Source organism: Pseudobacillus sp. 179-B 2D1 NHS, assembly GCF_045370945.1.
GTDB lineage: Bacteria > Bacillota > Bacilli > Bacillales > Domibacillaceae > Pseudobacillus.
In genome coordinates, this window is sequence record NZ_JBIQDP010000002.1 from 250,201 (window position 1) to 265,998 (window position 15,798).

10 protein-coding genes and 1 riboswitch are annotated in these 15,798 nt (G+C 40.1%); all 10 genes read right to left on the bottom strand.

Features of this window, described 5'->3' with window-relative positions:
• Positions 1-317: 317 nt before the first annotated feature.
• Entirely contained in the window at positions 318-2,030 is a 1,713-nt protein-coding gene (locus ACH0BF_RS03570; protein WP_340855294.1) for a methyl-accepting chemotaxis protein, read from the bottom strand.
• Positions 2,031-2,212: 182 nt separating this feature from the next.
• On the bottom strand, positions 2,213-3,115 hold the full coding sequence (locus tag ACH0BF_RS03575) for an amidase (protein ID WP_120036611.1): 903 nt from the start codon (positions 3,113-3,115) through the stop codon (positions 2,213-2,215).
• Positions 3,116-3,164: 49 nt separating this feature from the next.
• Positions 3,165-3,251, bottom strand: a riboswitch (cyclic di-GMP riboswitch).
• A gap of 84 nt (positions 3,252-3,335) precedes the next feature.
• Positions 3,336-5,003 (bottom strand): FMN-binding glutamate synthase family protein, encoded by a 1,668-nt coding sequence (locus ACH0BF_RS03580; RefSeq protein WP_406908851.1) that lies wholly within the window; start codon positions 5,001-5,003, stop codon positions 3,336-3,338.
• 168 nt (positions 5,004-5,171) lie between these two features.
• Positions 5,172-6,611 carry an aspartate ammonia-lyase gene (gene aspA / locus ACH0BF_RS03585; RefSeq protein ID WP_406908852.1) on the bottom strand — a complete coding sequence of 480 codons (1,440 nt, stop codon included), beginning with the start codon at positions 6,609-6,611 and terminating at the stop codon, positions 5,172-5,174.
• A gap of 361 nt (positions 6,612-6,972) precedes the next feature.
• On the bottom strand, positions 6,973-8,259 hold the full coding sequence (locus tag ACH0BF_RS03590; RefSeq protein ID WP_052475207.1) for a Zn-dependent hydrolase: 1,287 nt from the start codon (positions 8,257-8,259) through the stop codon (positions 6,973-6,975).
• 572 nt (positions 8,260-8,831) lie between these two features.
• Positions 8,832-9,299, bottom strand: coding sequence for a RidA family protein (locus tag ACH0BF_RS03595; RefSeq protein ID WP_041098752.1), 468 nt, complete (start codon positions 9,297-9,299; stop codon positions 8,832-8,834).
• Between the two features lie 377 nt (positions 9,300-9,676).
• On the bottom strand, positions 9,677-11,122 hold the full coding sequence (nhaC, locus tag ACH0BF_RS03600) for a Na+/H+ antiporter NhaC (protein WP_041098754.1): 1,446 nt from the start codon (positions 11,120-11,122) through the stop codon (positions 9,677-9,679).
• A gap of 197 nt (positions 11,123-11,319) precedes the next feature.
• Complete coding sequence (locus ACH0BF_RS03605; RefSeq protein WP_340855310.1) at positions 11,320-12,801, bottom strand: aldehyde dehydrogenase family protein; 1,482 nt, start codon at positions 12,799-12,801, stop codon at positions 11,320-11,322.
• A gap of 84 nt (positions 12,802-12,885) precedes the next feature.
• A complete protein-coding gene (locus tag ACH0BF_RS03610; RefSeq protein WP_041098758.1) occupies positions 12,886-14,265 on the bottom strand; it encodes an aminotransferase family protein in 1,380 nt (459 codons plus the stop codon).
• A 147-nt stretch (positions 14,266-14,412) separates the two neighbouring features.
• Complete coding sequence (locus tag ACH0BF_RS03615; protein ID WP_340855311.1) at positions 14,413-15,783, bottom strand: purine-cytosine permease family protein; 1,371 nt, start codon at positions 15,781-15,783, stop codon at positions 14,413-14,415.
• Positions 15,784-15,798 lie beyond the last annotated feature (15 nt).

Consider the following 15,798-nt stretch of genomic DNA (forward strand, 5'->3'; position numbering starts at 1 on the left):
CTATATGAATAATGACAATCGGCTAAACCGTCCTCCTGTAGAAAGACGGTCAAGCCTTCAATCTCACTATTTCACCTTGACAATCACGAAATTTTCCTTGTAATTACGAAGCGTCACCTCTTCAATTGTTTTCTGCGCTCATACATTTGATGTTCAGAAAAACAATTAAGATCTAATTTACTCGTGACTGTAACTGTCAGGCTCCTATCAAAAACCCCCGAAAGAAAATGTCTTCTTTCGGGGGTTCTTTCAATTAACGGATGAAACAGATTGTTCAAACCTGCAAAAAACGAGAAGCCTTCCTCTGTCTCCATCCTTTACACTTTAAACCTCATAATCAACTGCTGCAGTTCTTCGGATATCTTTGCTAGAGTCGCAGAAGCTGTGGAAATCTCATCCATCGAAACTAATTGTTCTTTTGTTGCTGTTGAGACGCTTTCATTGCTTGCCGCTGACTCTTCAGCTACATTTCTAACGACATTCATTGAATCGGCAACTTGAACAGTACCTGAAGATAGTTGGTTAATCGCGCTAGCAACATCTTTAATTTGGGAGACGACTTCATGAATGGAAATTTCGATTTTCTCAAATGATTCTCCGGCTTCCTGCACTACATTAAGGCCTGCTTCTACTTCTGTTGCCGCAGAGGTCATAGATTGTAAGGTTTGTCCTGTGTTACTTTGAATGATTTGAATCAAATTTGTAATTTGCTCGGCTGAGGCTGCTGATTGTTCAGCAAGCTTCCGTACTTCATCAGCAACTACAGCAAACCCTTTGCCTGCTTCTCCTGCTCTTGCTGCCTCGATGGCAGCATTTAAGGCAAGAAGATTGGTTTGAGCAGCAATCGCTGTAATCACCTCATTAATTCTCCTAATCTCACTTGAGCTTTCGCTAAGTTCTTTAATCGAAACTCCTAACCCTGTAACATTTTCATTGATGGAATTCATCTGTTGCATAACTTTTTCAATCGACTGCTTTCCCTCAGAGGACATATCAGACGTTTGGGAAACTTTTTGTGACACTTGCTCAGCATGAACAGTGATTTTCTCTGCATAACCTGCCATCTCATTAATAATTTTTGTGCTCTCTTCCACACTTCTTAATTGGCGGCTTGATCCTTTAGCCAATTCTTCAATATTAGTAGATACGCTCTCGCCAGCGCGGCTGCTTTGTTCGGCGCTTGCGCTTAATTCTTCAGAAGAAGCCGCAACCAACTCAGATGTTTCGCTCACTGTTTTAATAATTTGCTTTAAGCCATTAATCATGTTGTTAAAAGAGGACACCAGCTGGCCGATTTCATCTTTAGAGCGATAGTTTCCTTCAACCGTAAAGTCTCCGTCTTCCGCCCTGGACATTAAAGATTGGATTTGTTTGATCGGATTGACGATAATTTTCGTAATCATGAGCCCAATGAAAATCGAAATAACGATTCCCAACAAACTAACTGTAATTAAGATCAGCCTAGCTGTTCCCAATTTCTCGTTGTTTTTCTCTTTAATTCTCTTCGCTAATTGCTCATTGTAATCTTGAAGGTCATTAATTGCCTGATTGATTTGCTGGCGTTTCTGAGAAGCTTCTCGATTATAAAGAGCATATGCCTGATCGTTCTTATTTTGAGCAGCCAAATCAAGCACTTTTTGCCTCAGCTCTCGAAATTCAAGCAATCTTTTCTGAAAAACTGCTAATCCTTCTTTCTCTTCGGAGGATAATTCTGTTTTTTTGTATTGCTCCATCCATGCATTATTTTCCTTTATTGCTCGATTAATGCTATTCATCAACTCTTCGTATTTGGCCGGGTCCTTAGTGACCATAATTTCCAAGGTGAAAGCATCGATTGCACGGTTATTGGCATTTATCCTCCCAAGCCAATCAAGCGGCTGCAAGTGCTCCTTATACATTATCTCTGAACCATGAGCCATCTCTTTCATATTTTTATATCCCACTACACCGACAATGCTTGTAATAACAGCAAAGAGAATAATCAGGGTTAATAATTTCTGTGATATCTTCAAATCATGTAGAATCTTCATTGTCTAGCCCCTTTTTTGTAAAGTTTTTATTAAGTTATATCGGACATTTATCATCTAAATATAGAGCTAGTCTCGTCTATAAAAAAAATTTTTTTGGGAATGTTTAAAACATGACACAAATTCAGTAAAAGACATCTAAAACAACTAAAAAAACGCAACTAGAAAAGTTGCGCTTGATATTTTCATGACTGCCATGCCATCCAGCTTTGCAAGGAATGAATAGAGAAACCTTCAAAACTTGAAAGATTGCCGTAATAAGACTTAACGATCGCTAATTGCTCCCACATATATGTCTCGCCTTCTTCAGAAAAAGAAACAAAGTCAGCTTCCGTGGAAGGAACTGTTTCCACTCCAACAGAAACTTTTTTATTCTTTGCTGCAGCGTTATTCATCTCATTTCGAACGAGCTCCATTATTCCGTTCGGGCTGCCAGCAGTATCCCGATAAGCCATAATGGTAATGGCATCCGTATTTGCAATGACCCACTCTGATAGCTTTCCTTTTCCTAAAGTGTTGCTGTAATTTTTTTCATCAAACCAAAATGGAATATCTACTGCAAGAGGCAGACCTAAGCGCTGGGCGGATTGATGGGCCTCTATCAAAAGTGTTTGATAAGCTAAAACTGTTTTTTTATATTGACTGTTCCATCCCTCATATAAATACGGTTCCACATCTAAATGAATTCCCTTAAACTTTTCTTCCGGCAATGCTTTCACCTGGTAATTGGTTACCCAGGAGAAAAAACTTCGCTGCTGGGCAAGCCCCTTGCTGGAAACCCAGGAAGGAGCACCGTCCAGCGCATGCACTTGAATTCCTTTTGCTGCTGCCTGTTTAATAAATTCTTTATAATGCTCTGTTGAAATGCTCTGATCAATCTGCAAATATACTCGTCCCACTTGACGATCCTGCATAAACGCAAGCAGTTTATCTTTGCTTGTAACAATTTCCTGTGTATCCCATAGCCAAGTTGACCGCGGCTCCGTCACTTCATTTGCTGCCGCTCTGTCACTTGTCATCAGAAATACTGCACTTCCTGCCATGAATGCCATCACTATCAACAAACACACATTCTTTACGCTGTACACACCGTTCTCCCCCTTTTGTTGAAAGCCATTGCTCTTCAATGCTGAGGAGAATGGCAGCCCGGCGGCCATACAGTCTCTGCTGCTTAGGTCCGTAGCTTTGCGTCCCTGCCTTTCGCCAGGTTTGCCTTTTACACCTTTATTATCGGTGGAGAAGAAAGGAATGTTTAAGAAATGTAGCAAAAGCAATTAGTTATCTAAAACTCACTGTGTGACACCCACTTTAGACAAGCTCTGTGCCTAGAGGAGGCGACTTTCGCAACGGCTCTTCCCGATGATTGTCTAGTTTCTGATCCCCCCCTATTTGCTGCTCCACCTCCCGGAGGATGTCGGCAAGTGGCGTAACAACCCCCTTATCGTCTTTGTATGCAACATGTTGAGGTTTAAAATGTACAGGCGACTCTAAGCCGGCAGCTGCTGCAAGACGGAATAATCCTTCCCGAAGGGTGATCAAATAGTTGGCTGTCCGGTATTTTTTCTCATCAATGACAAGTGCTTTTTGTAGATCTGGATCAGTGGTGGCCACTCCAACCGGACAAATATTCGATTGACACTTCAATGTTTGAATGCATCCTACTGTAATCATGAATCCACGCGCAATATTAACGAGATCAGCCCCCATCGCAAGAGCAATTGCAATCCGGTCAGGGGTAAACAGCTTGCCGGAAGCGATAATCTTTACCCGGTCACGCACCCCATATTTCTGAAGAGTAGCTACAAGAATAGGCAAAGCGGATTTAATCGGCAACCCTACACTGTCAATCAGTTCCTGGTACGAAGCTCCTGTGCCCCCTTCTCCTCCGTCCACTGTAATAAAATCAGGTCCTTTTCCGGTTTCCTTCATATATTTAACCAATTCTTCTACACTGTTATTGCTGCCGACGACAATCTTCATTCCCACTGGTTTCCCAGTATGGTGGCGAATTTTCTCAATGAATTCACATATGGAGGGCACATCGCTAAATTCCCGAAAACGGTTTGGACTATCAATTGATTTATAAGGTTCAACTTTACGTATAGCGGCAATTTCGGGTGTTACTTTTTCGGCATCAATATGTCCGCCTCGCGCCTTTGCCCCTTGTGCCAATTTGATCTCAAACGCTTTAATTTGCGGAATTTCACTCTTTTTCTTTAATTCTTCCCAGTCGACTGCTCCTTGTTTATCCCGTATGCCAAATAAACCAGGACCGATCTGCATAATAATATCGACTCCGCCTTTTAAGTGATAAGGGGATAATCCGCCTTCTCCCGTGTTCATCCAAGATCCTTTTCCTAAAGCTAACCCTTCGGATAAAGCGGTAATAGCCTTGTCTCCCAATGATCCATAACTCATGGCTGACATGCCAATCTGTCCTTTTAAAATAAACGGATGCTTAGTAGTTGGGCCAATCACCACAGCCTCCTCATCATCCAGCAAATAAGCGAGTGCCTCTTCATCCTCCCGCTTTTCCTCTCTTTGCATAAAAAGAGGATCTTTTAATAAAATATATTTTTTTGTTAACACTTTTTCTTTTCTGTCTACTTTCAGTTCCTCTGTCAGCTTCGGAAACATATCATTTCGTATGAAAAATCCCTCTTCCTCAAAGTCACGTTTTGATCCAAATCCGACAACATCACGGCTGTATTTTGCACTTTTAACAATATGTTCGTAATCCTCTCTAGAGAAAGGCCGGCCTTCCGTATCACTATTGAACCAATATTGTCTCATTTCCGGTCCAATCTTCTCAAAAAAATAACGAATTCTTCCAAGAAGTGGGTAATTCCTTAAAATGGAGTGGCTTTTCTGATTCCGATCAAATAACATCATATACACTAGAAAAGAAATAAATATAATGAAAATAACGGCCAGCAGCACGGATCCTAAAATAATTAAAAAATCTGCAAGGTTCATTATTATTCCTCCAATTTATGACGGTTCAGGTTTCCTTAATTTGCACGTACGTCGAGGAATATATGCAGGGAAGAGAATTTCATCAGACGCTTGTTATTTCAGTAAAGAAAAGAGCCTCCGAAAATGGACCATTCCCATGTTTTTTCGGAAGCTCTTTTATATTAATTGTTATTTATTAGCGACAGCGTTATCACGTAAAAAAGCAGCCCCAGCAATGCCTGGCTCAGTCATCTCAAAAGGATTTAAAATAAGCTCAATCTCTTCTTCTGTTAAAATTCCCTGCTGCAAGCACAATTCACGAACCGATTTTCCGCTCGCGATCGCTTCTTTGGCAATTTGTGCAGCTGTTTCATATCCAATATGAGGATTGACCGCTGTAATGATTCCCACACTTTTTTCTACGTATTCTTCCAAGCGAGCCACATTGGCCTCAATGCCAGAAAGACAACGGTCTGTAAAGGTACGGAATCCATTCTCCATGATATTGATAGATTGAAGTAAATTAAAAACTAACACAGGTTCCATAACGTTCAACTCAAACTGTCCTGCTTCAGAAGCTAAACAAATCGTGTGATCATTACCTATCACTTGAAAAGCGATTTGATTGATCACTTCTGCCATGACCGGATTGACCTTTCCAGGCATAATCGATGAGCCAGGCTGACGTGCCGGCAGGCTAATCTCAGCAAGCCCTGCGCGCGGACCCGAAGCCATCAACCGAAGATCATTGGCAATCTTAGACATATTAATCATACAAATTTTTAATGCGGCAGACACTTCCGTATACGCATCCGTATTTTGAGTGGCATCAACAAGGTGTCTCGCACTCATTAAAGGAAATCCGCTCAATTCCGCAAGATAGTTAGTCGCGTTTTTTATGTAGTCAGGATCGGCATTCAACCCTGTTCCTACAGCTGTGGCCCCGATATTGACTTCATACAAGTGCGTGCGTGATCGCTGAATTCTTTCCATATCACGTTCTACGACACTGCTATAAGCTTTAAATTCCTGGCCCAGGCGAATAGGAACAGCATCTTGGAGATGGGTACGGCCCATCTTTATCACATGGTCAAACTCCGCCGCTTTTTCCTCAAATACTTTATGCATCTTGCTCATTGTCACAAGCAAACTTTCTAGTGATGCCAATACAGCAATGTGAATAGCAGTAGGAAAAGCATCATTTGTTGACTGCGACATATTTACATGGTTATTAGGACTTAAATAGCTATAGTGGCCTTTTTCGTACCCTAACAATTCCAGGGCACGATTGGCAATCACTTCATTGGCGTTCATATTGATCGAAGTACCGGCCCCGCCTTGAATCGGATCTACAATAAACTGGTTATTCCATTTTCCTTCTATTACTTCTTCCGCTGCCTGTGTAATGGCCTCACCAAGCTCTCTATGTAAACGGCCCGTTTCCATGTTTGCCAAGGCAGCGGCTTTTTTCACTATTCCTAATGCTTTAATCAAAGATCCATGAATGTGATAACCAGTAATAGGAAAGTTTTCGGAAGCGCGCATTGTTTGAATGCCATAGTATGCATCTGCTGCAATCTCTTTTTCACCTAAAAAATCTTTTTCAATTCTTACTTTATCTTTTATCATTATCATTCCATTCCTTTCAGAAACATTTCTCCTGACATGCTGTACCTAGAGTAGTTCTCATCATTGATTCTAAAAAAATGTCTGAAATAAAATATACATTCTTTACATCATAAACAACCTTCTTTTTTAGAACAGTCGACTCACTACCATTTTAAGGAATTATTCCTAAAATATTCTTAATTAAGAATACAACCGGATTATGTATAAGTCAATGTTCCTAGAAAAATATTTTTGGGCTTTATGAAAATTTCGCTCCACATCCAACTATAGCATATTCTTATCTATCTATATCATTTAAAAAATATAAAAAGAAGGAGCTGGCCACTTGCAAGAGCCTGCCCCGTTATAAAACAAAATGCTATTATCTGTTAGCGGCTTCGCTAAATATTCCCTCTTTTATATTGTTTTGTGATAGCTCTCGATCTATGTTTATAATACCTTGTAACATTAAGTTTCCTGCCTTTTCAATATCTTCAGCCAGGCTATTTTCCTCGGGACAATGGCTTTTTCCGTCTATGCTCTTTACAAAAATCATTGCTGACTTTGCAACAGCAGCCATATGGGCAGCATCATGAACGGCCATACTTGCCATGGTGATATGTGGTTCATTTGTTTCCTCAGCAGTATGCTGTAAGATTTTGACGATACTTTGATCCAGATCAATCGGATTCTGATCTAGAAATGTATTCTCGTCAACCTCGACTTGCCGTTTTTGGGCAATCCCCCGCCAACTTTCCCGAATACTTTCTACAATTCCCCGAACTTTTTTGCCGTCTTCTCCTCTAACTTCAAAATTAAATTCAACCTGCCCTGGGATGATATTTGTAGCATTCGGGAAAACCATCAACTTGCCAACTGTACCGACTAAATCTGTTTGGTCTTCCCGGCATAACCGCTCCACTTCAAGAATCATTTCAGCAGCAGCAGTTAGGGCATCATTGCGATGTTCCATCATTGTTGTACCCGAATGATTTGCTTGTCCGCTTACTCGGACGGAACTGCGATACATGCCAACAAATTTATTAATCACAGCTACAGAAAGATCTCGGCTTTCCAATCTCTTGCCCTGCTCAATATGGAGCTCTATAAATACCTTTTTCTCTTTTGCTATTTGCTTCATTTCAGGGAATTTATCCAACCCTCCGCCAACCTTCTCTAATTCTGTTTTAATAAGGACTCCATTTGAATCACTCACGTTCTCCAACATATCGGCCGTTAATTTCCCGGCAAACGATCGACTTCCGAATGTGGATAAATTAAAGTCGTTTGACTCTTCAGCAGTGAATGAGACAATTTCTAAGTCATGATTTAAAGTTATATTATTTTCTATCAAAGTCTTAATAATCTCTTTCGCTGTAAGGACTCCTAATGGACCATCATATTTTCCGCCGTTTGGAACAGAATCTAAATGTGAGCCAATCACAATCGTGCCTTGTTTTTTTCCTGTTCCTTTTTTTCTTCCCCAAATGTTAGCGGCTCCATCAATGGTGACAATTAGTCCCATATCCTTCAGTTCTTTAATAAATCTTTCTCTCACTTCATAATCAGCCTTTGAAAAACTCGGTCTCGTGATACCTCCTTTGTCGTTTTTTCCGTATTCGGCGTATTTTTCGATATCGCTTAATAAGCGTCTTATATTTATTTTCATGTTCGTTCTGTTCCTCACTTTCTTTTTCAATTGAATATGTAAATCTTTTTATTTGCATAAACGCCGCAAATGCTGCTGCCATTCTTTTGGGCTTTCTAGTCTCTCTTTTGCCTGTTATCCGCCGAGCCAATGAAAATATGCTGTCATCGGATAATTATCACCGATTGCTGATGTAGTCTTTTTTCTTTGTTTTCGCAACAATAGGGAACTTCCGTATTCCTCTTCAAACCTTGCGATTACATCAGGTAATCATACAAACTGGTATTTGTAATCCGTTCCATCTAAGTGCAAAGACAACCGGTGTTTTGTCGCCTCATCAATCGATACAAACAGTTGTTTAGCAGAGGACTAAAATTCCTTTACCGATTTTACATACCATGAACCTGCCCTACATTTACTTTTGGCGTTAAATTCATCATATAATTCCTTATTTGATTTATTGAGATACCACCCTCTATCGAAAATCATCTCACTTCTTATTGTTTTTCAAATAAATGAAAGAAACCGCAAATCTCTATATTTTAGAGTATTGCGGTTTTGCTATTCCTTTTGATCAGGATTACGTTATCCTATTAGCCTTCATTGCTCTCTTCGCTAATCACAGCCTCAACATCAATTTCCATTAACATTTCGGGCATCGCAAAACCGCTGACAATCAAACCAGTGCTGCAAGGATAAACATTTTTGAAGTGTTCAGCTATTACTGGATAGACTTTACTGCGGTCTTCTCGCTTGAGTAAATATACAGTAATCTTGCAAATATCATTAACCGTGCCGCCCGCTTCTTCAATCAGTTGTCTGACGCACTTACATGCCTGGTCTGCTTGCTTCGCCACGTCTCCAATTCCATGGAAGTTTCCCTCTAAATCAAAGCCAGTTTGTCCTCTTAGGAAAATACGATTTCCCGCCCGTACAGCCATACTAAACTCATTTTTAATATGATGCTCCGGCTTCCCTAAAGTGGAAGGATAATATTGGTCTGTTTTGAACTTTCTAAATCTTTTAATCGCTGGGCTTTTTACCTCTCCTTGTAATGACATAACTGCCTATCCCTCCTGATTTAGTTATTAAGGAATTTTTCCTTAAATGAACCTTATTTAAAATATACTATCAATTCATCCAGCGGTCAACAATGTTATAAAATATTTCAAACAATCAGAATTCTTAACTTTTAAAAGTATTCAACGATCTAAGGAAAAGGCAATACAAAGATTGAGAAATAATACTACACCTATGGCTAATATAACTCCCCGACCAGCAACAGCCGCCGCCAAGCCTATCTTTCTTTTTAGTTGTTTAGTAATCCTCCCATTGTTAAACAAGACTTTTAATACGTTACTCAAATATCTGCGTTACTCTATGGGAAGTTTTCATTGAATCAATTATGTTTCACTTAAGCTGAAAATCTGTCCGACATTTAGATATCAATTGCTTTTTTTACGTTAACATCTATTTCTTTCGTTTGTTCTTCTAATGGCAGGCGGTTAATCTTTATATTGAAATAACCAAAAATAATTGCTACGAAAGTACTGATATAGCAAAAAAATGCATAAGGGGCATATTCAACTGCAGAAACGCCAAGCACAGAGAACATAAAAATCCCGCAAGTGGTCCAAGGCATAAGACAGGCTGTTACTGTTCCGCAATCTTCTAACGTACGTCCAAGCAGCTTGGGATGCAGCCCTCGCTGTTTATATTCATTTAAATACATGCGTCCCGGAATAATAACAGACATGAATTGATCGCAGCCGACAATATTGGAGGTAATACATGTACCTGCAGTGGCCGCTATTAGGCTGCCCGTTCGCTTGACTTTACTAAGCAGCGGGCCGAGAATCGCTTCCAATATCTTTGCTTTCTCAAGTACGCCACCAAATGATAAAGCAATCAGAATAAGAGAAACCGTATACATCATTGCCTGAATGCCGCCTTGGTTTAATAATTCATCGGTTATATCATATCCTGTATCGGCAGTATAACCGGAATTCATGACGGTGATTATATCTCCCAGTGAAATGTGCTGGACAAAAAGAGCACAGAATGTACCAACAAGAACGCCGACAGTTAGACCAGGAATAGCTGGTATTTTTAATACAAAAATTAATACAATAACTAAAAGCGGAAGCAATAAAAACGGTGAAATAACAAACTGATCAGAAAGAATTTCTCTGATTTTGACAACTTGTGTTAAATCGGTACTTTCTCCACGAAATCTAAATCCAAGGAATGTATAAATTAAAAGCGAGATAATAAGAGTAGGAACTGTAGTGTTCATTAAATTCCGAATATGTTCAAAGAGGTCTACATTTACAACTGCTGAAGTGAAATTTGTTACATCTGACAACGGACTCATTTTATCGCCAAAATATACACCCGAGACAACTGCTCCGGCAACCATCGGTAAAGGAATCCCTAAGCCATGACCAATTCCCATCAGGGCTACACCAATGGTGCCAGCGGCAAACCAGGCATTTCCTGCTATACTGACAAGCACTGAAATCAGGCAGGCAGTAACCAAAAAATACGTTGGAGACAGAATCCCTAAACCATAATAAACCATTGAAGGAACAATACCAGAAGCTACCCATGAACCAATAAACGCTCCGATAATCACCAGTATAAGCAAGGCCTTGATTGATACACTAATTGTTTTTGTTAAGTGCTCTTCAATTGAATTCCATTTATGTCCTAGCCTTAAAGCAACAATTACTGCAACCACCGTACTTAATAGAAGAGGAACATGCGGATCAGTGCCAAAAACTCCGATCCCTATTGCCAGAGCACAAGCCATAAATATAATCGGTACTAATGCGATCCAGACAGAAGGGTCCTTTGTCGTGTTCTTATTACTTTCTTGATTCATTGTTCTCACTCTCCATTTATTTTCATTGTGCTCCTGGCAACCGTTTCTTCAGAAAACGCTCCGTTTGGAAAACGTTTCCATAATAATTAAACGGGATAAAAAGCTGTTTAAAGAACATCTATCGAACAGTTCTTCGGAACAGCTTTTTCCATTTCATACTCTTTCCATAAAATTGTCTTATCCAATTTATCTTTTTATTAATCTAGACTTACCCATACACTTTTTACTTCTGTGTAATTTTCCAGTGCATAAGAACCCATCTCTCTTCCGAATCCCGATTCCTTATACCCGCCAAATGGAGAGGCTGGGTCGATCGCATCATAGCAGTTAATCCAAACACTTCCTGATTTCAATTGATTCGCTATATTATGGGCTGTTTTTAAGTTTTCTGTCCAAACACCGGCACCTAGCCCATAGGCTGAACTGTTTGCCCGTTCAATCACTTCTTCTACCGAATCGTAAGACATAACAACAACGACCGGTCCAAAAATTTCTTCTTTGGCAATCGTCATATGCTCCTCTACATCTGTAAAGATTGTCGGTTCAATGAAGAAACCTTCTTCCCTCTTCCCACCGCCTGCAGCTAATTTCGCTCCTTCTTTGATTCCAATATTTATATACTCAAACACCCGGTCTTGTTGCTTTTTAGATACAAGAGGTCCCATCGTTGTTTCTTCATCAAGTCCGTTTCCAAGCTTAACCTCTTTCGCCAAAGCAACCATGCCAGAAATAACTTCTTCATATTGGCTTTTATGAACATATACTCTTGAACCGGCACTGCACACTTCTCCCTGATTAAACATAATTCCGGTAAATACACCTGGAATCGCTTTTGAGAGATCGGCATCTGGAAGAATAATATTAGGGGACTTTCCACCTAATTCAAGCGTCAAACGCTTCATCGTGTCCGCAGCCTGTTTCATCAAATGCTTGCCAACAGCAGTAGAACCAGTAAACGCCAGCTTGTTTACATCTGGATGTTCTGCAAGCGCTTGTCCGGCTATCTGGCCAAATCCAGGGACGATATTCACTACACCAGCTGGAAATCCTGCTTTGTGAACAAGCTCGGCAAAATACAGAGCGGAAAGTGGTGTTTGTTCGGCAGGCTTCAATACAACTGTACATCCTGCTGCTAACGCTGGAGCAATTTTCCACGAGAGCATATTAACAGGGAAGTTCCATGGAATAATCTGCCCGACTACACCAACAGGTTCATGTCGTGTATAATTTAAGAAGTTTCCGGAAACAGGAATAGTCTGTCCCATGTTTTTTGTTGTCCAGCCTGCAAAATATCGGAACATTTCGAATGTACCTGGTATATCAACTGTCCTGCATTCACTAATTGGCTTTCCATTGTCCAGCGTATCCAGCTGTGCAAACTCCTCTTTGTTTTCTTCAATAAGATCAGCTAGTTTAAAAAGCAGCTTAGCTTTTTCAGCTGCACTCATTCTTGACCAAGGACCTTCTTCAAACGCCTTTTTGGCTGCTTTCACAGCAAAGTCAATGTCTTTTTCGCCCGCCTCATACACTGTTGTCAGTACTTCACCTGTAGCCGGATTAACTGTTTCAAATGTGCGTGAAGACGCAGATTCCACAAATTCCCCATTGATAAATAGCTTTTTTGTTCCCTTTAAAAATTCGCTTACTCTGCTGCTTATTTCCAACATCTGATTGGTCATTTTAACCTTTCCTCCTTAGTTAAAAAATAAGCATGACAGAGAGCTGCTAAGCTGGTATATTCTCTGTCATGCTGTCATCATGTATTACTTAATTGTCTTTTCAAACTGAGTTACTGCTGCATCAATAATATTAATCATCTCTGAAACTTCTTCTTTGTTAATGATAAGCGGTGGCGCAATAGCAACAATATCTTTGCCTTTTTCAAAGTCTGCCGCTCTTAAAATTAAGTTGCGCTGGAAGCACTGCTCGACAACATAGGACGCCGGTCTGACTGTTTCTGCAAACGGGATATCTGCATCACGGTCTTGCTGAAGCTCAAACCCGGCAAGCAGCCCAACCGCTCTTGTTTTTGTAAAATAACGATGTTTATCTGTTAAATATTCAAAGCCTTTTTTCAGCTCTTTTTCCATATTGTTTACGTTTTCAAGAATGTTGTCGCGTTCAAGAATTTCGATTGTTTTTAATCCTACGGCACAAGCTGTCGGGTGTCCGCTGTACGTAAAGCCGTGTCCCAAAATCTGGTCGTATTGGACGATCGTGTCTCTAATCTCCTTGTTCACTAATACTCCGCCTAACTGGGCATAGCCACTAGTAATCCCCTTCGCTACGCTCATAATATCAGGAACAACATCCCAGTTATCCACACCAAACATTTTTCCTGTTCGGCCAAATCCGCAAATCACCTCATCAGAAATCATTAAAATTTCATTTTCTTCACAAAGTGATTTCACTGCTTTTAAATAACCATCAGGAGAGACATGAACACCACCTGCACCTTGAATTGGCTCAAGAATAAGAGCAGCAATAGTGTCAGCTCCTTCTTTCGCAATCACATCGCGGATACACCCTTCATAATTTGGATCGCTCGTATCGCCTAGCTCACAATTCGTTAAATGTGATTTCGCTCTTACCATATCAGGGTCTTTTGAACCTGAAAAACTATGGAAACCGTCAATGCGTGTAGCAGTGCCGGCTGAAACTGTAGCACCATGATAACTGCGGCTAATGGAAATGATCTTTTTCTTGGCTGGACGGCCTTTTAAATTCCAATAAAAACGCGCCAATTTAAATGCTGTATCATTCGATTCAGATCCGCCGGAAGTAAAGAAGATAGCTTCTAAATCCCCCGGTGCAAGGGATACTACTTTTTCCGCGAGGCGTACTGCCTTTTCATTAGAATAACCGTAGAAAGAAGAACTGTAGGCAATAGTAGACATTTGATCGTAAGCCGCCTGGGCAATTTCTTTATTTCCATGCCCTAAGTTAACATTCCAAAGCATAGAAGCGCCATCAATATATGATTGGCCTTTAATATCCTTTACACGGATTCCTTGGCCCTCAGCGAAAATAATCTTAGGACCGTTTTCAATAAATGTTTTTGGAACTGTCGTTGGGTGTAAATAATGCTTCTTGTCTGCTTCAATTAACTGTTCAACGCTTGATAATTTTTGAGAAATAACCATGTTTATGCCTCCAGTTCTAATATTAAATAGAATGAGAGAAGTAAACTGCTCTCTTAATGAATTTTAAAGGAATATATAAAGAATAATTCCTTAATAAGAAAATACAGACTTTTCAGATAAGTGTCAAGAGTTTTTTTCCTATATTTCTTATATCGCTTTCTTAATTGATTTCGGTGAAGAATGATCTTTAACCTTCTCAAAAGTGTAATACAAACTAAAGGAGATGAGGATTCCTACTAACCAGGCAACATCTAATCCATCCATCATTTTAGATATAGCCCCTTGATAGATTCCATTGTTGATAAATGGGATCTGACAGGCAATAGCTATTAGATAAATAGTTAATGAGCTGATTTTTAACTTTCTAAATGGCCCTTCTTTATCCATAAATTCATCCGGTTTATGGTCCTGACGCCGCAACAAATAAAAATCTGTTAAATTAATAACGCTCCATGGCACGATGAAGAAGAGAATAAACCCTAAATAGATTTGAAAGTTATTCATAAAGTTCCCCGCCCCAACAGTAGCTGCAAGGGCAAGAAGAACCCCAACGATAATACAAGTAAACACACGTATTTTAATGGTAGTTGCAAATTTGAAGAAGTTACTTGCTATTGATAAGGCAATAATTCCCGCCCCATAAATATTTAATGAATTAATAACAATTAATCCAAGAGATAGCAAAATAACAATCACTATGCCAATGCCATCACCCAATTCCTTTATTTGGGCCATTACGTTTCCATCTGCAACCATGCTTGCCAGGGCTGCCCCTAGAAGCATCAGCCAGACAGAACTCAAATAACTCCCTAAGTAAGTATAGACAAAGGTTTTTTTAGATTCACTCGGGTGCATATATCTGGAGTGATCAGAAACATAGGGACCATAAGTAATCTGCCAAGTAACTGAGATCGAGGTAGCCAAAATAAACTCGCTAAAGGAGAAGCCTCCCCGGTTAAGCATTTCCATAGATACTTGACTGACTACAAGTATCGTCAGTGCCCCAAAAATCACCGTATAAGCAATGGTATACAACTTCATCGATTTCTGAATTAATCGCTGGCCGTAGATCGCTAACAGCACCATTGGAATTAAACTGATGATAACAGTTAAATTAAGAGGAAGGCCAAGCGTCTCGTAAATTCCCTGCCCTACTAATACTGTATTGCTTGCTCCATATCCTAAATACATCGTAAAAATGATCAGCATCGGCAGAATAACCCCAAAATATCCGAACTGTGCTCTGCTTTGCATTACTTGGGGAATGCCCAGCTTTGGCCCTTGAGCGGAATGAAGCGCCATTACTGTTGCTCCAATGGCATGCCCTAATAAAATCGACAGAGCAGCCCACCAAAAATTCAAGCCAACAATAACTGCTAGAGCTCCAGTTATGAGGGTAGTCGAAACTGTATTCGCAGCAAACCAAACAAAAAACAGCTCTTTCGGATTTCCTCTTCTTTCGTCTAACGAAACATATTCATAACTTTTCTGCTCTATTGAATTAGAGTTAGCACTCACCTATCATTCCCCCCA

Bases quoted from the DNA above. Each gene is read 5' to 3' on its own strand.
- ACH0BF_RS03610 (WP_041098758.1), bottom strand. From the start codon at position 14,265: ATGGTTATTTCTCAAAAATTATCAAGCGTTGAACAGTTAATTGAAGCA.
- ACH0BF_RS03580 (WP_406908851.1), bottom strand. From the start codon at position 5,003: ATGAACCTTGCAGATTTTTTAATTATTTTAGGATCCGTGCTGCTGGCC.
- nhaC (WP_041098754.1), bottom strand. From the start codon at position 11,122: ATGAATCAAGAAAGTAATAAGAACACGACAAAGGACCCTTCTGTCTGG.
- ACH0BF_RS03590 (WP_052475207.1), bottom strand. From the start codon at position 8,259: ATGAAAATAAATATAAGACGCTTATTAAGCGATATCGAAAAATACGCC.
- ACH0BF_RS03570 (WP_340855294.1), bottom strand. From the start codon at position 2,030: ATGAAGATTCTACATGATTTGAAGATATCACAGAAATTATTAACCCTG.
- aspA (WP_406908852.1), bottom strand. From the start codon at position 6,611: ATGATAAAAGATAAAGTAAGAATTGAAAAAGATTTTTTAGGTGAAAAA.
- ACH0BF_RS03595 (WP_041098752.1), bottom strand. From the start codon at position 9,299: ATGTCATTACAAGGAGAGGTAAAAAGCCCAGCGATTAAAAGATTTAGA.
- ACH0BF_RS03605 (WP_340855310.1), bottom strand. From the start codon at position 12,801: ATGACCAATCAGATGTTGGAAATAAGCAGCAGAGTAAGCGAATTTTTA.